A 16742-nucleotide genomic window follows, 5' to 3' on the forward strand; every position below is an offset into this window, starting at 1 on the left:
GCAGACATACCAGGGAGCGGGATGCACACGGTGACGTTCGGCGCGGCGCGCGGAGATCGGCTGGTGATCGCTGTGCACGGGCGGATGCACCCCGGCGCGGACGATTTCTGGGACGGAAACTGGCTCATCAGCCCGATCGAGATCGTCTCGGGCGGGTTCACCGCGCGGCTGGACGCTGGGTTGCGGGCCAATGAACTGCAGGAGTTCCGGCAGCAACTGGCGACGTGCCCGAAGTCCGGCGGCAGCGCGCGGCTGACTTCGCTGGAGGATTGGCTGGACTTGACGGTGACCGTCTCGGACGGACGGGTCGAGGCGGAAGGCGTCGCGGTCGCGGATCATTCGAGCGGGAACCGGTTGTCGTTCCGGCTTGAGGGGCTTGAGTACGCGCAGCTGGCTGAGGTGGTGGCTGGGTTGACGGAGATCGAGGCCGGTTATCCGGTGCTGGGGCTTCCCGGCGAGGTCCCGGGTTGACTTCCGCGGCAGTGCCATGGCCCGGCGAAACTGTGCTCGACTGCCCACGGCGTTTTGCCGACGAATGGCTTGCGGCGGACGAGAAGTCCGTCGCTCCGATCGCCGCCCCGTCGGGAGTGGACGACGCGGTTCTGGACCGGCTGCGTACGGGCGCGCGATTCGTCGGCGCGACGGAGGTGCTCCGCTGCGGTCTCGGACCAGGGTCTGTTACGGAGCCGCTGGCAGTGGGCTTCATGCTGACGAGCAGTGGTTCAGTGCTGTTCGTCGTGCCTGACTTGTCCGGCGCGGTTCTCGCTGGCGGCGGGGGATATGCGCTGGTGGCGGGCACCCGGTTGGTTTTCTCCGGTGCCGTGCCCGAAGGCGTCGACGACGCCCGGGCCCGGTTCGGGCGGACGGCGCGGCGGAGTACCCGCCGGTGGAGCATGCTTGGGCGAAGCGGAGCGAGGCGCCTGCGGAATCGGGAGTGGGACGGCAGGTGGCGGCGATGGAGTCGTTCGCTCGCGGGGAAATGACCGGGCCGGAGTTCGCGAAGACTTGGCATGCGGCCCGGAGGCTGTCCCCGGAACGGAACGAGCGGTGGCGGGATCCGCTCGGGCAGGTGCTGAATCACCTCTTCTTCGTGCTGGAGGACTATCCGATCGATCCCAAGCTGCGCGAACCAGACGACACGACTGACGACGAACTGCTCGCCGAGGCACGTGCGGCCCTGCATCGGCTCGCGTGATGGGGTACGAGATCCGGTTGTACTGCCGGACCGGCGGGCTCGGCGCCGCGGCCGGGTTCGAGGCGTTGACGGCGGAGCTCCCGGTCGAGGATCGGTGCGACGGCGAGGGATGGGTGTCTGCTGACGTCGGCTGCCAGCTCGAGTTTTCCGCGGGGACACCGTTGGTCGCGACGATGATCGCGGAGGCGTCGGACCGGGTCGCCGCGGCTGACGCGCTGGTGACGCTGACGCTCAGCGGCGACGTCGCGTGGTCAGCGGTAACGGCGGTGTGGCGGGCGGCGAAGTCGTTGTGGGACGTGGTTCCGCACGACGACGGCTCCGGCTTCGCGGTGGACCTCGACGAGAGGGGGACAGAGTGAGCTACATCTTCGACGTCGGCGACGAGACCGTCTGGAGTCCGGCGCTTCGGGTCGGCCGGCTGTTCGTGAGCATGGCGGAGACGCTGGCGGTCAACTTCGACATCGACCTCCGCACCGCCGGGTTCACGGCGACGGCCAGCGACTTCTGCTCCGTCGACCCGCCCCGGCTCGCCCTGTTCGTCCGGGCGATGCTCGACAGTTCTGTGCTGACGCATTCGGAGTACCGGGAACTCGCGCGCGGGTTTCTCGGGATCTGCCTGGCCATGCTGGAATGGTCCGGCCGTCCGGCCGAGGACGTGCCGCCGGATCTGGCCGAGGCCCGCGACGCGGTGCGGATGAGGTCCCGGTGACGGGCTGGACGCGGCTGGAGCGAGTTCCTGCGACTGCTGTTCAACGGGTCGCGAGCCGGACTCGGCCCGGACGGGAGCGACGATCCGCCGTGGTCGGAGGCGGAGAAGGAACAGTATCTGCGCATGGCCTGCGACGTGCTTTCGTTCGCGGAGGCGTGCGAGCTGATCGGGGCGGACGAAATGCTGAACCGGCAGCTGTTCCTTTCGGCTTGGCTCGTCGAGTTCGGGTTTTTCTTTGCCGGACAAGGGGTATGGTCCGGAGGCCGCCGTTCGGCGGATCATGACTGTGCCCGAGCCTGAGCGGCGCGTCAGTTTCTGGGATTTCCACCGGATCTCGGACATCTTCGCCTGGCCCACGCGCCGGAAGTCGCTCCCGGTGGAACGGCCGGAGATCCAGTGGCGGTCCCTCAAGATCATGGCGGAATGGTGCGCCCATCCGGTGTGGTTCTTCAATCCGTACACGCACGACGTGACCACCGCTGTCGACCCCGCGTCGCCGGAGCTGGGGCTGAGCCCGGAACTGGCTCGCGACCTGTCCGCGTGGCAGGACGAATGGGACGCCACCCTGGACAACGCCGACCCGGTGCCCGCGTTCCCCTCGGAGGAAGCCGGGCGGCGTTTCGACGAGCGGGGCTGGGAACTCGCCCGGCGGGTGCGCCGTGAAGTGCCCGCGGACTGGGACGTCTCCTACCTGAGCCATCTGACCCGCCGAGAGGTCTTCCTCGACTGAACCCGCTCAGTCCTCCACCGGCTTGGTCCACGCCACCTGCACCAGCTCCGTCCCGTGCCGGCGCGACACCAAGGTTCCCCGGCCAGCAGGCTGCGGCGAAGGCTTCACATCGCCCAGCAGCGCGCCTTCCTCCTTGCCGCCGGACATGACCAGGCCTGGCGAGCCCAGTTCCCGGACCCGCTGGATCACCGCCTCGTACAGACCCCGTCCGGCGCCGCCGGAGGAGCGGGCCAGGATCAGGTGCAGGCCGATGTCTCGTGCTTGCGGGAGGAATTCCAGCAGGGGCAGCACGGGGTTCCGGCCCGCGGTGGCGACCAGTTCGTAGTCGTCGATGACCACGTACAGGTCCGGGCCGCGCCACCAGGAGCGGTTGCGCAGTTGGTCGGGCGTGACGTCCGGGCCGGGGAGGCGGTTGCGCATCGCGGTCGCGCATTGGTTCACCAGGTCGGTCAACGTGTTCTCGGCGCCGGCGTAGCCGAGCAGGTGCGGTTGGTCCACCACGCCGAGCAGGCCCCGCCGATAGTCGCCGACCAGGATCAGGGCTTCGTCGGGGGTGTGAGTCGCGCAGATTCCGGTGACGATCGCACGCAGCAGCGAACTCTTGCCCGATTCGACGTCGCCGAAGGCCAGGAAGTGCGGGTCCGTCCGGAAGTCCAGGTGGACGGGGCGCAGCGTCGACTCCGCCAGGCCCAGGGTGATCCGGCCGTGCGGGGCGGCGGGGAAGGAGTCCAGCGGGACTTCCGGCGGGAGCAGGCGGACCTGGGGAGCGCGCGGGCCGGTCCAGGCGGCGGAGACTCGGCGGACCAGGTCCAGGCCGCCTGCGCCGACGGTTTCCGGGCGTTGGTCGGAGTCGATGCGCGGGAGGGCCGCGAGGAAGTGCAGTTTGTCCGCGGTCAGGCCGCGGCCGGGGCGGTCGGCGGGAACGTTTTGCGCCACCTTGCGGTCGATCGACGAGTCCGCTGGGTCGCCGAGACGCAGTTCGAAGCGGGTGCTGATGGCGTCGCGGAGCTGGGCGCGGGCGCCGATCCACTGGTTGAGCGAGACCAGGACGTGGATGCCGAAGCCGAGACCTCGTTGGGCGAGCGCGGTGATTTGTTCTTCCAGGCGTTCGTATTCGGACCGGATGGTGGTCCAGTTGTCCACGAACAAGAACACGTCGCCGAATTCTCGGTCGTCGTTGCTTTCGGTGAACTCGCCGCGGCGGCCGCGGAAGGCGGCCATCGACTCGATTCCGTGCGCGGCGAAGAATTCTTCCCGCTGTTCCAGCAAAGTCACGAGTTCCGCGACGACCCGGCGGCAGCGTTGCGGGTCGCGGCGGGTGGCGTAGCCCGAGACGTGCGGGAGACCCGCGATCGGGGCCAGTGCGCCGCCGCCCATGTCGAGGATGAAGAACTGCACCTCGGCGGGGGTGTGGGTGAGGGCGAGCATCGCCGCGATGTCCTTCATCAATGTCGACTTGCCGCTTTGCGGTGCGCCGACGATCACCGCGTTGCCCGCCGCGCCGGAGAAATCCGCCCACAGCATGTCGCGGCGCTGTTCGAAAGGCTTGTCCACCAACGCGACCGGAATGGTCAGCTTGCCGTTGCCGCCCCAGCCGAGCGGGCACAAACCGCGGCGCGGGTCTTCGCCGATCGGCGGCAGCAATTGGTCCAAAGTGGGCGGTTCGGCCAGCGGCGGCAGCCAGATCTGGTGCGCGGCCGGGCCGCGTCCCTCCAAACGGGACAGCATGGCGCCGATGATCGTTTCGCCGGTGCCCTTCGCGGGAGCTTCGGCGGCGGGTTGTTCGGCGACGGGGACTTCGACCGGGCCCAGGGTGAAGGGCAGTACGCCGAGTTGCTGCCCGTCCGAACGCACGATGCGGCTGCGCGGCGGCAATTCGCCGGACACGTAGGCGGCCTTGAGCCGGATCAGCGTGTCGTTGTCGGACTTCAGGTAAGCCGAACCGGGTACCGGCGGCAGTTGGTAGGCATCGGCGACGCCCAGTACCGCACGGCTTTCCGCGGCGGAGAACGTGCGCAGGCCGATCCGGTACGACAGGTGCGAGTCGAGCCCGCGCAACCGGCCTTCCTCAAGCCGCTGCGACGCCAGCAGCAGGTGGATCCCGAGCGAACGGCCGAGCCGGCCGATCGCGACGAACAGATCGATGAACTCCGGCCGCGAGGACAGCAGTTCGGAGAACTCGTCGATGATCACCAGCAGTGAGGGCAACGGCTGCAGCGGCGTGCCGTCCGCGCGCGCCTTCTCGTAGTCGCGCACCGACGCGTAGTTCCCGGCTGCGTGCAGAAGTTCCTGCCGCCGCAGCAGTTCGCCGTTCAACGCGTCCGCCATGCGGTCGACGAGCGCGAGGTCGTCGGACAGGTTCGTGATCACCGCGCAGGTGTGCGGCAGGTTGGTCATGCCGGCGAACGTCGCGCCGCCCTTGAAGTCGATCAGCGCGAGGTTCAGCTTCTCCGACGAATGCGTGACGGCCAGCGCGGTGACCAGGGTGCGCAGCAGTTCGCTCTTGCCGGACCCGGTCGCGCCGATCACCAGCCCGTGCGGTCCCATGCCGCCCTCGGCGGATTCCTTGAGGTCCAGTTCGACCGGGCGGCCGTCGGGGTTCACGCCCAACGGGATCCGCAGCCGGTCGCGCGCCGGGCGCGGGGCCCAGGTGACGGTCGTGTCGGTGTCGCGCGGGTCGCCGATGCCGAGCAGCCCGGCGAGCCCGAACGTCGAGGACATCGGCTGTTCGCTGACCACCGCGCCGCCTTGGTGCAGCGGCGTCAGCATCCGGGCCAGCGCTTCGGCCGCGCCGTGGTCGAGCCGGTCCGGCAGGCCGAGGAACCCGAGCCGCGCTTCGGTGCCGTCGAGCACCACCATGCCGAGCTGGTCCGGTGCGACGTGCAGGCTCAGCAACCGGTCGGTCGACGTCGCGCGCGGCTGGTCGCCGCCGATCTCCAGCACCGTGACGCCCAGCCTGCCTTCCTCGGCCAGCAGCCGCGGTTCGCCGTGGGAGTCGCCGCCGTCGACGACGAGCACGATGTGCGGCAGATCCGCGGCCGCGCCACGACGCGAGAACGCCGGGCGGTCGCCGAGATCAGGGCCGAGCAGCTTCGCGAGTTCCGCGGCGCTGTCGGCGAACAGCCGCCGCGGGCCGGTCGCGTCGGAGAGCACCGGCGCGGTGGCGTGCGGCAGCCACTTCGCCCATTCCCAGTCGTGCGAACGGTCCGGCGCGACGCAGAACGCGACGCGCAGGTCGGTCGGGGAGTGGAACGTCACCAGCTGCGCCAGCACCGCGCGCGTCATCCCGAGCACCTCGAACCGGCGGCCGGACAGCGTCGCGGCCGCGTACGAGCGCAGCGAGATCGAAACCGGCAGGCCCTCGACGGTGGAGAACGTCTGGATGAAGTGCTTGAGGTTGGTGGAGGAAACCGGGTCCAGCTCTTCCAGCGGCGCGATCTGCGGCGCGCGCAGCGGAGTCGCGAGCGGCTGCGGGCCGGTGGCCGCGCGCACCATCGCGAACGAGCGGTCGCCGCGGCGGCGGTCCCAGTGCTGGTCGGTTTCGACGTACGCCCACAGGTCCGCCGGATCCGGCTGCTGCGCGATCAGCGTGGCGCGCTGGGAGTCGGCGACCGCGCGCACGCGCGTGCGCAGACCGGCGAGATACCGCTGGTAGTCGCGGCGTTCCTCGTTGATCTGGGCCTTCTTCGCCATGCCGCCGCGGCCGAGCGACATCACGATCATGCCGCCCATCGCGGTGACGAACAGCGCGCCGAAGATCCAGGTCATCACCCCGCCGTCGCGTCCGATGTAGACGAACGACATCGCGCCCATGCCGAGCATCATCGGCAGGAACATCATGAGCTGCATCACGCCGCCGGAGCCGCTCTTGGGCAGCATCGGCGGGGACTGCAGCATGATCTCCCCAGGCTGCTCGCCGAGCAGGCCGAGGCGGTCGCGGGTGGAACTCATGCCCCGTATTTTGGCCGCCCGTTGTCCGGTCGCGGTGGGTACTTTTGCCGTCCGCTCGCCCGGCGGCGCGAACTTACGCTCTGCGCAGACGCCCCGCACCGGTGCGTCGTTCGCGGGAGACCGGGAGGGAGCGCCATGGGCACGACCGGCGAGTACCGGGCCGAGCCGGAGGCCATGCGCTCCACCGTCGGCAACGTGGGCGGCATTATCGCCCACGGCATCAACGCCGTCGCAGACCTGGAAAAACTCGTCCTTCAGCCGACGACGTTCGCCAGTTTCGGCAGTGTGGTCGCGGCGGCGAACGAGGCGCTGCACTCGCAGCAGGTGACCGCGGTGCGCTCGCTGCTGCAACTGCTGCAGGAGATCAACGGCCTGGTCAAGCACAGCGCGGACGCTTACCAAAGCGCCGACGAAGCGGTTTCCGACGGCTACGGCGGGGGCGGAGGGCATTCGGCGCCGTCGCAGACGTCGATCTGGGGCACCCCGCACGCGGCGCACCTGGCCGAGGCGGCGATCACCGACAGCGCCGGCGCGCACGGCGAACCCTCGTCGGTCGGCAACGTGCTGCGGTACCTCGGCGACGCGGACCTCGGCAGGCTCGCCGAGCATCCGCTGACCGACGCCCGGTTCCACGGCGTCGCGGACTTCAACGACTGGCTCGCCGGCGACGCCGACAACCAGGCTCGCGTCGGCCTGATCGAGGTTTATTCGGGCACCGCGCGCACCTTCGGCGACGTGCCCGGCGGCGTGCACAGCGGCGACGTCGTCGTGGTGGAACCGCTGCTGCTCGCCGACCACCATCCGGTGATCGGCGTCGCCGGGGACGGCGGCGCCCTCTACAACCATGGCCTGCTCGATCCGGGCCTCGGCGGACTGGCCAAGGTCAGCGTGTACCGGCCCGCCTCCGTCTGACCCCGAACCCCGACCAAGTGAGGTCCGATGCTCTTCCCGAACTCCAGCGCGATGGACGCCACCGCCTCCGGCGGGGGCCCGATCACCGTGCTGCCGCAGATCGTCACCGGCCAGCCGGAGCAGATCGCGAAGCACGTCCTCGACCTGCTGCACAAGGCAGCCGAGCTGACCTCGCTCTACACCGAGCTCAGCAAGGCCGCCGATCAGCTCGGCAAGGTCTGGTCCGGCGGGGCGTCGGAATCGGCGCTGCAGAAGATCTCCCACTCGCTCGACCAGCTCACCAAGATCATCAACGTGATCGAGAAGGGCGCTGAACTGCTCGGCGTCTCGGGCACACTGGTGAAGGCGGCGCAGGAGGCGTACCGGTCGGTGGTCGCCGCGGTGAACCCGACTGTCGCGTCGCTGATGTCGAACTGGTGGACCTACGGGGCCGCGGTCGCGCTTTCCACTGCCACGAGCGCCACGCTGCGCGGATTCATCACCGCGGTCGGCGGACTGCTGAAGGCGCTCGGCGCCGGCGACCTCGCGAACCAGATCAGCCAGGTCGCGACGATCATCGGCGACATCGAAAAGCTGTTCCACCACGGTTCTTCCGACGCAGGCGGCGCGGCGGGCAACGCGGCGGTCTCCGGCACGCCGGTCACCGCGCCGCAGATGCCCGCGCCGGTCGCGAGTGCGTCCGGGCAGGCGGCGATCGGCGGCAGCGGCGGGGGAGTGCCCGGAGGCAATCCGTCGTTCACGAACTACACGCCGCCCGCGCTGTCCCATGGCGGCGGATGGCCGACTGGCAGCGGGACCGGCACTGGAGCCTGGCCGTCCGGCGGCGGTGCAGGAGCGGGTGCGAACCCGGGCAACAGCTGGATCCCGGTGGACCCGGCTCCGGCGCCCGCGCCTTCGGTGCCCGCTCCGTCGACCGGTGCGCACGAGGTCGTGATCCACACCGACCTGAACACCGGCCAGTCGACCGTCGAAGCCCCGGCCGGGCAGGACGTGGACATCGATGTCGACGTCACCTACCAGGGCAAACACTTCCAGCAGCACGTCGACATCGACGCGAAGGGCGCGTAGCCGGTGGCCGTGGACGCGTCCGGAGTCGTCAGCTCGGTGCTGTCGAACTACCGGCAGGTGCTGGTCGAATACCAGCGCCGGGTCACCGGCGACCCGGCGGCGCTCGAGGCGGCGGCGAACCGCTGTGGCACCAGCGCGTCCACGATTACCGGCAAAGCCACCGAAATCGCGGACGCTGCCACGGCATTGCACGCTGACTGGGACGGTGCTGCGTACGCCGCATATGCGACAGCAGCGTCCGATGTCGCACACGCGTTGACCGAAGACGGCACGAAGCTGGCTGAGCAGAGCAAGCGGCTGTCGATGGCTGGACAGCTATTGCGATGGGCGCGTTCCGGGGTCGATTCGGTCATCTCGCAGTTCGATCAGTACGGCGCGCAGCTGATCAACCAAGCACGGTCGGCGGATCCGAACGCGGTGGGCGCTTTTATCGCCGCCGCAAGGGATTTGGGCGAGCAGGCGGTCGCAGCTGCCGGGCAGGTCGCGGACGAGCTGTCGGACGCGCTGGCGGAGTTGTTCCCCGCGCCGTGGGCCGGGCCGATGAGCAAGCCGGGCAAGCTGGGCAAACGCGGCTACGGCCCGTTGTCCTGGGTCAACGGCGACACGCTCGACGGACGGAAGCGGCCGCGTTCGGCGCCGTCGTGGTTCGGCAATTCCGGCTGGAAGAAGCTGACCTGGAACGGCCTCGAAGGCACCCGCGCACCGAAGAAGGCGGACACGCCGTTCGGGCAGCCGAAGCTGAAGAGCGAGATCGCCCGCGCCACCGAGATCACCTACCTCAAGACGGCGCACGAACAAGACGGCTTCATTCCGGAGTACGACGGGAAAATCTCGTCGCAGGGCTGGGACGCGAAGGCGTCCGGCCACGCGGAACTGGGGTTCCGGGAGGACATCGGGACCAGCGGAAGCTACGGCGTCGCGCACGGCAGCGCTCGCGGTTCGGCTTTCGCGGGCGGCGAGGTCAGCGCGTCGGGACAGCTCGGGCTGCACGGGCTTGGCGTGCATGCCAACGCTTTCGCGGGCGGCAAGCTGGAGGGCCAGGTCGCGGCGGATGTCGCGGGGGTCGGCGTCGGCGCGAGCGGGAGTGTCCAATATGGAATCGGCGCTCAGCTCGACGGGCAGTTCGTGTATGACAACGGGCACCTGAAGATGAACTTCAAGGCGGGTGCCGCGCTAGGGCTCGGCGCCGGGCTCGGCGCGAAGATCGACATCGACCTGCCGAAGGTCGGCGCGGCGGTCAGCGAGTACGGCGGCGCGGCGATAGACGCGGTCGGCGACGCGGCGGGCGAGGCGGCCGACGCGCTGGGCGGGGCTTGGGACGACGCGGCGCAGTATGTGGGTTCCTGGTGAGCGCCATGGCCGATCTGGTGACGCTCCCGCTGGGCTTCGACGTCCCCGAGGGCTGGACGCCGGTGCCGCCGATCGCGCCCGGTCTCGTTTTCGTCGCCGTGCACCCGAATCCGAAGGCGGATTTCACGCCGAACATCACGCTCGGCATCCAGCAGCGCCAGGATTGCTTGCCGATGAAGGACATCGCGGACGAGGCCGTCGAACGGCTCGGCCGGACGATGGCGTTGCTGGACGTCGCCGACCGGCAGGAGGTCGGCGGCCCCGCCGCGCCCGGCTGCACCCAGACCTTGCGGATGCGCACCGGCGAAGGCCAGGATCTGCTGCAGATCCAGGTGTTCCTGACCGTGCCCGGCCCGGCCGGGCGGGTCGTGCTGGAACTGGTCTGCACGGCCGATCCGCAGGACGCGCGCACGCTCGTCCCCGACTTCCGGAAGTTCGTGGCCAGCGTGCACGTCCGCCGGGAAACCCCGCAGGAGAAGGAGAACGACGGTGACTGAACCGTATGCCGTGCCGGACATGGACGAATTGCTCGCGCAGGTCCGCAAGCAGACCGAAGAGGTGCAGCGGATCCAGCGCACGGTCGAGGCGATGGAGGTCAAGGCCGCCTCGCGGCAGAACGAGGTGACCGTGACGCTGCGCGGCGACGGCCGGTTCACCTCGGTCGACATCGACCAGCGCGCGATCCGCGAGTACGACGCGCGCACGCTGTCGGAGATCGTCCTCGAAGCGGTGAACGCCGGTCTGCAGAAGCTCGCCGAGGCGAGCAGCGCGAAGTTCGCCCCGGTGATCGAGGCGTCCAGGTCCCAGCAGTGAGCGCGCCGGCCGTCGCCGGGTCGACCCGGCGCGTCACGATCGTCACCCCGCGCGCCAGGGTGGACGTCGCGCTGCCGCAGCAGAGCACGTTCGCCGAACTGGTGCCGCAGCTGGTCCGGCTCGCCGGGGCGGCCGGGCAGGCGTCGGCCGAGCATCCGGGCTGGGTGCTGTCGCGGCTCGGCGGCGCGCCGCTCGCGCTCGGGCTCACCGTGGCCGCCGCGCAGGTGCGCGACGGCGAGGTGCTGCACCTGACCCCGCGCGAACGTCCGCGCGGCCCGCTGCTGTTCGACGACGTGGTCGACTCGATCGCGAGCGTCGGCGAATCCGCGTCGACCGCGTGGGGGCCGAAGGTCGCGCGGCGGGCCGGGATCACCGCGGCCGCTCTGCTGTTGTTCGCGGGCGGGCTGCTGATCCAGGCGTCGCTGGCGGGCAGCGTGCTCGCGCCGATCGGCACCGGGCTGCTCGCGATCGTGCTGCTGCTCGGCGGCGGTGCGCTGAGCCGCGCGTACGGCGACTCGGGCGCGGGCGCGGCCGGGGCGCTGGCGGGGGTCGGCGTGGCGTTCCTGTCCGGGATCTCGTTGCTGCCGCCGCATTCGGTGTTCTCGCTCTCCGCCGGACCGCTTGCCGCGGGGCTCGCCGCGGTGACTGTTTACGGAGTGCTGGCCGCGGTTTCGGTGGCGGACCGGCTGCCGTTCTTCGTCGCGGTCGTCGGTTCGGCCGGGATCGGCGCGATCGCGACTGGTGTCGTGCTGCTGACTGGCGCGAAGCCGGTTGCCGCCGCGGCGGTCGCGGCCGTCCTGGCGACTGCGTTGGCTGCCGTCGCGCCGATGCTCGCGCTGCGGCTGGGCCGGATGCCGCTTCCTCGGGTGCCGGACGACATGGAATCCTTCCGTGCCAACGAACAGCCGTCGCTCGGTGCCGAAATGGCCGGGCGGACGACGTACGCGCAGGCCTTGCTCACGAGCTTGCTGGTGGCGCTCGGACTCGTGGTCATCGGCTCGTCGATCGTGCTCGCCACCGGCGGACCGTGGGAAGCCGGGCTGGCGGCGCTTGTCGGGACGGCGTGGATCCAGCGTTCGCGCGCGTACGCGGGCCGCACGCAACGGCTGGTGCTGGTCGGCTTCGGCCTCGTCGCGTTGCTGACCGCGGGTTTCTGGCTGATCGCGGACAACCAGCGGATCGCGCTGCTCGCGGCCGGGCTGGCATTGGTGCTGGCCGCGGTGGTGTCGTTGTTCTACGCGACGCGGGTCGCCCGCGGGGTGCGATCGCCGTATTGGTCGCGGTTGCTGGATATTTCCGAGTTCCTGGTGCTGCTGTCGCTGGTGCCGTTCGTGGCGTTGATCGCCGGGGTGTACGAGGCGGTCAGCGGCTGAGCGGACTGGCGGCTTTGAGCGTCCGCAGGACCGGCGCGGTTTCGCAGGAGCGGATGCCGGGCAGCGCGCCGAGCCGGTGGGTGAGGTAGCGGTGCAGGGCAGGCGGATCGGCGCAGAGCGCGTGCGCGAGGAGGTTCGTCGGCCCGGTGGTCGCGGCGACGACGGCTAGCTCGCGATGGGTGGCGAGTTCGGTGGCGACGGCGTCGAGATCGGCTGGGGCCACCGCCATCCACAGCAGCGCTTGCGTGGTCGCGCCGAAGAGCCGGGCGTCGATTTCCACGTCGAAGTAAAGGGTTTCCGCGGCGCGCAGGTCGGCGATCCGGCGGGCGACGGTCGCGGCGGACCAGCCGGTGACGGTCGCCAATTCGGTCTGGCCGAGGCGACCGTCTCGCTGCAACGCGGTGAGCAAGGGTTTGTCGGCTGCGGTCGCTTCGGCAGCTGTGGCGCGGGTTTCCGGTTCCAGCTGACGGCGTTGAGCGTCGGTGAGGACCTCGGCGCGACCTAGCCAGGCGGCAGGTCCGCCGTGGTACAGGTGCAGCAGCTGGTGCGCGGAGACGGCGGTGATGCCGGTCGTGCGCGGGATGTCGTGCAGCAGCAGGCCGTGCTCCGAGTTGTTCGCGCTGTGGACGATGACGCAGATTTCCGTGCCGCCGCCGGCGAGTTTGACCCAGGTCGTATCGGTGCGGCGGACGAGCGCGTCGGCGACCCGTTGCGCGACCGCCGGGACGACGGTGAGCCGCACGAGCCACTGCGTCTGCCCGGCGCGATGGGGTGCGGCCAGCCCGACGACGCGCAGTCCGGCTTCAGCACGCAGCCGCCGGTAGCGGCGCGCGACGGTCTGCGTCGAGACGCCCAGGACGGTGCCGATCCGCGCGAACGCGGCGCGGCCGTCGATCTGGAGCGCGTGGACGAGGGCGTGGTCAAGCTCGTCGAGCATGGCTTGATTCTGCACTAAGCTGTCCTGAGTGGAAGATTTCTGCTCGTTCGCGCTGGTAGCTGGAATGTTGCCTGGCCGCTGCCCAGGCTGGCAGCATGAACGATTCACGCCGCTGGGCCGCGCTGGCGGTCCTGCTCGTCGCGGAAGCGATGAACCTCCTCGACACCACGATCGTCCAGGTCGCCGCGCCCGCGGTGCACGCCGAACTGGGCGGCGCGATCTCCTTCTACACTGTCGGATACACGCTGCCTTTCGCGCTTTTGCTGATCACCGGCGGACGCCTCGGCGACGTTCTCGGCCGACGCCGCACTTTCCAGTTCGGCATGGCCGGTTTCGTCCTCGCCTCGGCCCTGTGCGCGGCCGCGACCACGCCCGGGTTCCTGCTTGTTTTCCGGGCCCTGCAAGGAGCTTCGGCCGCCCTGGTGATCCCGCAGACGATCGGGCTGATCCGCGTCCTGTTCGACGGCGCGGCCCGGGCCCGGGCGCTCGGCCTGATCGGCCCGGTGATGGGACTGGCCGCGGTGAGCGGTCCGGTGCTGGGCGGACTGCTGACCGACGCCTGGTCGTGGCGGTCGGTGTTCCTGGTGAACGTCCCGCTCGGACTCGCCGTGCTCGCCGCGTCCGGGCTGCTCGGGGAAGACCGATCCGCCGTCCGGCCGCGGCTCGACCTGCTCGGGACCGGCCTGGTGGTGCTGGGGGCCGGGCTCGTCGTCTATCCGCTCCTCTCGCAGTGGAACGGCTGGCTCGTCGCCGCCGGGGTGGTGGTGCTGGTGGTTTTTGCTCTGCAGCAACGGTTTCGCGGCGGTCTGATCGAGCGCAGCCTTTTCCGCGGCTTGGGTTTCCCCGCCGGGTTGGTGACGTCAGTGCTGTTCTTCGCCGTGATGACCGGGCTGACCCAGGTCGTTGTGCTGTTCCTGCAATTGACCCAGCATGCCGACGCCCGGACCGCTGGACTCTCGTTGCTGCCGTGGTCGGGCGGGCTGGCGGTATCGTCCTTTGTGGCCGGACGCTGGCTCGTTCCGCGTTTCGGTACGCGGATTCTCTTTGCTGGCGTGGTTTTCCTGGCCGCGGGGATCGCCGGGATCGCGCTCGGCTGGCCGCTGCTGCTCCCGCTGGCGATCGCGGGAACGGGAACGGGATTGTTCACCGTGCCGTTCTTCACCGCGGCGCTGGCGCTTGTCCGTCCTTCGGAGACGGGTTCGGCGGCTGGGTTGCTGAACGCGGTGCAACAACTCGGCGGAACTGCCGGAGTCGCTGTGCTGACCACGGTTTTCCTCGCCACTGACGTGACGGTCGCGTGCTGGACCGCGGTCGGCCTGACTGCCGCGGCGGGGTTGGCCGCGCTCGGGCTCATCCGCGGAACGCGCGCCGATAGTCCGTCGGAGCGGTCCCCAGCCGGAGTGTGAAGTGGCGGCGCAGGTTGGCCGCCGAACCGAGGCCGCTGCGTTCGCCGATCAGGCCGATCGGCAGGTCGGTGGATTCCAGCAGGCTGCGGGCGCGCAGGACGCGCTGGTCGAGCAGCCATTGCAACGGCGTGGTCCCGGTGGCCTCGTGGAACCGGCGGACGAACGTGCGCGGGCTGACCCCGGCTCGGCGGGCCAGCTGCTCGACCGTCAGCGGCTGGTCGAGGTTGCGCGTCGCCCAGTGCAGCACCGGGCCGAGGCCGGCGTCGTCGGTTTCCGGCACCGTCGCGGAGACGTACTGCGCCTGCCCGCCGCCGCGATGCGCGGGCAGCACCATCCGGCGCGCGACCTCGTTGGCGACGTGCGCGCCGAGGTCGCTGCGCACGACGTGCAGGCAGAGGTCGATGCCCGCGCTGCGTCCGGCGCTGGTGAGCACCTGCCCGTCGTCCACGTAGAGCACCGACGCGTCCACCTCGACCCGCGGATGCAGCATGGCGAGCGCGGCGGCGTACATCCAATGCGTCGCCGCGCGGCGGCCGTCCAGCAGCCCCGCAGCCGCGAGCGCGAACGCGCCGGTGCACAGCGAGACAATCCGCGCGCCTTGGGCTGCTGCTTCCTGCACGGCGTTCACCAGGGGCACCGGGATCGGTTGTCCAGTTTGGACACACGCATACGGCAGCGCGGGAACCAGCACGGTGTCGGCGTCCCTGAGCGCGTCGAGCCCGTGACTGGCGTGCTGGCGGAAGCCGAATTCGGTGCGGGTTTCCGGCTTTTCCGCGCAGAACCGCAGCTCGTACCAGGGGTCGGCGAGGTCGGTCCGGGACGGCCCGAACACCTCGGCGGCGATGGCCAGCTCGAACAGCGGCATGTCGTCGACCAGCGCGACCGCGACGGTTCGCATGGATCCGAGGATACGGCAGGAATTGTGCGGAAGGTGTCAGTCCTGCCACTCGATCTCGCCGCGGCGGGGTGGCAGATTCGCTGCCGTGACCGTCGTGGAACTCCGCCAGTACACCCTCCGGCCCGGGCAACGGGACGTCCTGATCGACCTGTTCGACCGCGAGCTGGTGGAACCGCAGGAGGCCGCGGGCTGCACCGTCGTCGGCCAATTCCGCGACGAGGACGACCCGGACCGGTTCGTGTGGTTCCGTTCCTTCCCGGACATGACGGCCCGGCACGCCGCGCTGACGGCGTTCTACCTCGAAGGCGAGGCCTGGCGGACACACCGCGACGCCGCGAACGCCACCATGCTCGACAGCGACGACGTCCTGCTGCTCCGCCCCGAAACCGACTTCCCGCCGATGTCCCGGCCACTCGATCCCGTCGAGTCGTCCTCGCGAATCCTGGTGCTGATCGGCCCGCCTGCCGCGGATTTCGCCGAGCCGTTCGCTTCCTTCGTCACCGAACCCGCGGAGAACACCTTCCGCGCGCTGCCGGTGCGGGAAGGGGAGAACGTCCGGGCCGGGGTCTGGGTTTTCCCGGATCTTGAGTCGTTGCGGGCGTTCGAATCCGGGCTGGCTACCGCTGACTACGTGCAGCGGCTTCGCTTGGCTCCGACGTCGCGTTCTTCGCTTCGCTGATCCGCCGCGCGACGAGCCGGTCGATGCGCTGCCACGCGGGGCTGTCGAGATGCGCGGCGAGAAGCTCGACGACCTGGCGGGGCACCTTCCGGAAGTCCGGCAGATCAGACGGCAACGTCATCCGCTGGCCGAGCTCGGCGGCCGCGTCGGCGATCGCTTCGAGCCTGGGATCGTCGGGACTCCACTCGATCGCCTCGTCATACGCGCGGAGAACGGCGACGTACTCCGGATCGTCCAGCAACGCAGTGCGGCTGACGACAATGGCGCGGGCGACCTCCGGGGCGAGCGCGCAAGCAAGGATCCAGCCGTCACGGATCGCGTTCTCGTGGCGCGCGGAGAGCCCGAGCGGCTTCAGCCGGTCCATGAACGCGATGGCTTCGGGCGGCAGACAGAGCCGGTCGGGCCGATCGAGGTCCCGCAGCCGGGCACGGCGTTGTTCGAGCTGCCGGATCCGGTCGCGCAACTCGGCGTCGATCCGGGCGAGCGCGGTCTCGTCGGCGTCCAGCACCTCCGGGATGCGCGCCAACGGGACCCCGGCCTTGGCGAGCGTGACGATCCGGGCCAGGTCGACGACCGCCTGCGCGTCGTAGCGGCGGTATCCGGAGGCGTCGCGCACGGGCTCGGGCAGGAGCCCTTTGGCGTGGTAAACGCGGACCGCCTTGGCCGAAACCCCGGCTTGGCGCGCGAGCTGGCCGATGGTGAGCATGCCCCAGTATCGCGC

The 16742-nt window shown here is 70.3% G+C and carries 17 protein-coding genes; 13 read left to right on the forward strand and 4 right to left on the reverse strand.

Going from position 1 to position 16742, the window contains the following annotated elements; genetic code table 11:
* The first annotated feature begins 21 nt into the window (after positions 1-21).
* The 5 genes from L3Q65_RS01400 to L3Q65_RS01420 all read left to right on the forward strand — a co-directional run bounded on the left by L3Q65_RS01400 (position 22) and on the right by L3Q65_RS01420 (position 2634).
* On the forward strand, positions 22-471 hold the full coding sequence (locus L3Q65_RS01400) for a hypothetical protein (RefSeq protein ID WP_182896793.1): 450 nt from the start codon (positions 22-24) through the stop codon (positions 469-471).
* A 484-nt stretch (positions 472-955) separates the two neighbouring features.
* Entirely contained in the window at positions 956-1195 is a 240-nt protein-coding gene (locus tag L3Q65_RS01405; protein WP_237598622.1) for a colicin immunity domain-containing protein, read from the forward strand.
* On the forward strand, positions 1195-1554 hold the full coding sequence (locus L3Q65_RS01410) for a hypothetical protein (RefSeq protein ID WP_237598623.1): 360 nt from the start codon (positions 1195-1197) through the stop codon (positions 1552-1554). The genes L3Q65_RS01405 and L3Q65_RS01410 overlap by 1 nt, the downstream gene beginning before the upstream one ends.
* Positions 1551-1904 carry a DUF6086 family protein gene (locus tag L3Q65_RS01415; protein ID WP_182896790.1) on the forward strand — a complete coding sequence of 118 codons (354 nt, stop codon included), beginning with the start codon at positions 1551-1553 and terminating at the stop codon, positions 1902-1904. The genes L3Q65_RS01410 and L3Q65_RS01415 overlap by 4 nt, the downstream gene beginning before the upstream one ends.
* Positions 1905-2190: 286 nt before the next feature.
* On the forward strand, positions 2191-2634 hold the full coding sequence (locus L3Q65_RS01420) for a hypothetical protein (RefSeq protein WP_237598624.1): 444 nt from the start codon (positions 2191-2193) through the stop codon (positions 2632-2634).
* 6 nt (positions 2635-2640) lie between these two features.
* On the opposite strand, the gene eccCa is transcribed toward L3Q65_RS01420, so the two are convergent.
* On the reverse strand, positions 2641-6585 hold the full coding sequence (gene eccCa, locus L3Q65_RS01425) for a type VII secretion protein EccCa (RefSeq protein ID WP_237598625.1): 3945 nt from the start codon (positions 6583-6585) through the stop codon (positions 2641-2643).
* A 135-nt stretch (positions 6586-6720) separates the two neighbouring features.
* On the opposite strand from eccCa, the gene L3Q65_RS01430 reads away from it, so the two are divergent.
* Genes L3Q65_RS01430 through eccD form a run of 6 tightly spaced genes read left to right on the forward strand, consistent with a single transcriptional unit; the run spans position 6721 to position 12101 of the window.
* Complete coding sequence (locus L3Q65_RS01430) at positions 6721-7497, forward strand: WXG100 family type VII secretion target (protein ID WP_182896787.1); 777 nt, start codon at positions 6721-6723, stop codon at positions 7495-7497.
* A gap of 27 nt (positions 7498-7524) precedes the next feature.
* The gene (locus tag L3Q65_RS01435; RefSeq protein ID WP_182896786.1) at positions 7525-8565 is read left to right on the forward strand and encodes a WXG100 family type VII secretion target; all 1041 of its coding nucleotides are present in this window, start codon (positions 7525-7527) and stop codon (positions 8563-8565) included.
* Positions 8566-8568: 3 nt separating this feature from the next.
* Positions 8569-9915: a WXG100 family type VII secretion target gene (locus L3Q65_RS01440; RefSeq protein WP_182896785.1), complete on the forward strand. Its 1347-nt coding sequence runs from the start codon at positions 8569-8571 to the stop codon at positions 9913-9915.
* 5 nt (positions 9916-9920) lie between these two features.
* Complete coding sequence (locus tag L3Q65_RS01445) at positions 9921-10412, forward strand: hypothetical protein (RefSeq protein WP_182896784.1); 492 nt, start codon at positions 9921-9923, stop codon at positions 10410-10412.
* Positions 10405-10728 (forward strand): YbaB/EbfC family nucleoid-associated protein, encoded by a 324-nt coding sequence (locus L3Q65_RS01450; RefSeq protein WP_037809598.1) that lies wholly within the window; start codon positions 10405-10407, stop codon positions 10726-10728. The genes L3Q65_RS01445 and L3Q65_RS01450 overlap by 8 nt, the downstream gene beginning before the upstream one ends.
* Entirely contained in the window at positions 10725-12101 is a 1377-nt protein-coding gene (eccD, locus tag L3Q65_RS01455) for a type VII secretion integral membrane protein EccD (protein WP_182896783.1), read from the forward strand. Before L3Q65_RS01450 ends, eccD begins: the two co-directional genes overlap by 4 nt.
* Here the strand turns inward: eccD and L3Q65_RS01460 are convergent.
* Entirely contained in the window at positions 12091-13038 is a 948-nt protein-coding gene (locus L3Q65_RS01460) for an Lrp/AsnC family transcriptional regulator (protein ID WP_237598627.1), read from the reverse strand. The two genes, eccD and L3Q65_RS01460, sit on opposite strands and share 11 nt — an antisense overlap.
* A gap of 95 nt (positions 13039-13133) precedes the next feature.
* On the opposite strand from L3Q65_RS01460, the gene L3Q65_RS01465 reads away from it, so the two are divergent.
* A complete protein-coding gene (locus L3Q65_RS01465) occupies positions 13134-14444 on the forward strand; it encodes an MFS transporter (RefSeq protein WP_237598628.1) in 1311 nt (436 codons plus the stop codon).
* Here L3Q65_RS01465 and L3Q65_RS01470 read toward each other — a convergent pair.
* A complete protein-coding gene (locus tag L3Q65_RS01470) occupies positions 14389-15342 on the reverse strand; it encodes a GlxA family transcriptional regulator (RefSeq protein ID WP_237598629.1) in 954 nt (317 codons plus the stop codon). The two genes, L3Q65_RS01465 and L3Q65_RS01470, sit on opposite strands and share 56 nt — an antisense overlap.
* A gap of 85 nt (positions 15343-15427) precedes the next feature.
* On the opposite strand from L3Q65_RS01470, the gene L3Q65_RS01475 reads away from it, so the two are divergent.
* Entirely contained in the window at positions 15428-16021 is a 594-nt protein-coding gene (locus L3Q65_RS01475) for a putative quinol monooxygenase (RefSeq protein ID WP_237598630.1), read from the forward strand.
* Here the strand turns inward: L3Q65_RS01475 and L3Q65_RS01480 are convergent.
* Entirely contained in the window at positions 15960-16727 is a 768-nt protein-coding gene (locus L3Q65_RS01480) for a MerR family transcriptional regulator (protein WP_182896778.1), read from the reverse strand. The two genes, L3Q65_RS01475 and L3Q65_RS01480, sit on opposite strands and share 62 nt — an antisense overlap.
* Between the last annotated feature and the right edge of the window lie 15 nt (positions 16728-16742).

The organism is Amycolatopsis sp. FU40, from assembly GCF_021903635.1.
GTDB classification, from domain to species: domain Bacteria; phylum Actinomycetota; class Actinomycetes; order Mycobacteriales; family Pseudonocardiaceae; genus Amycolatopsis; species Amycolatopsis dendrobii.

Excerpts from the sequence above, each read along its gene's own strand:
- L3Q65_RS01430 (WP_182896787.1), top strand. The coding sequence starts at position 6,721 with ATGGGCACGACCGGCGAGTACCGGGCCGAGCCGGAGGCCATGCGCTCC.
- L3Q65_RS01470 (WP_237598629.1), bottom strand. The coding sequence starts at position 15,342 with ATGCGAACCGTCGCGGTCGCGCTGGTCGACGACATGCCGCTGTTCGAG.
- L3Q65_RS01460 (WP_237598627.1), bottom strand. The coding sequence starts at position 13,038 with ATGCTCGACGAGCTTGACCACGCCCTCGTCCACGCGCTCCAGATCGAC.
- L3Q65_RS01405 (WP_237598622.1), top strand. The coding sequence starts at position 956 with ATGGAGTCGTTCGCTCGCGGGGAAATGACCGGGCCGGAGTTCGCGAAG.
- L3Q65_RS01400 (WP_182896793.1), top strand. The coding sequence starts at position 22 with ATGCACACGGTGACGTTCGGCGCGGCGCGCGGAGATCGGCTGGTGATC.
- L3Q65_RS01410 (WP_237598623.1), top strand. The coding sequence starts at position 1,195 with ATGGGGTACGAGATCCGGTTGTACTGCCGGACCGGCGGGCTCGGCGCC.
- L3Q65_RS01445 (WP_182896784.1), top strand. The coding sequence starts at position 9,921 with ATGGCCGATCTGGTGACGCTCCCGCTGGGCTTCGACGTCCCCGAGGGC.
- L3Q65_RS01435 (WP_182896786.1), top strand. The coding sequence starts at position 7,525 with ATGCTCTTCCCGAACTCCAGCGCGATGGACGCCACCGCCTCCGGCGGG.
- L3Q65_RS01480 (WP_182896778.1), bottom strand. The coding sequence starts at position 16,727 with ATGCTCACCATCGGCCAGCTCGCGCGCCAAGCCGGGGTTTCGGCCAAG.
- L3Q65_RS01465 (WP_237598628.1), top strand. The coding sequence starts at position 13,134 with ATGAACGATTCACGCCGCTGGGCCGCGCTGGCGGTCCTGCTCGTCGCG.
- eccCa (WP_237598625.1), bottom strand. The coding sequence starts at position 6,585 with ATGAGTTCCACCCGCGACCGCCTCGGCCTGCTCGGCGAGCAGCCTGGG.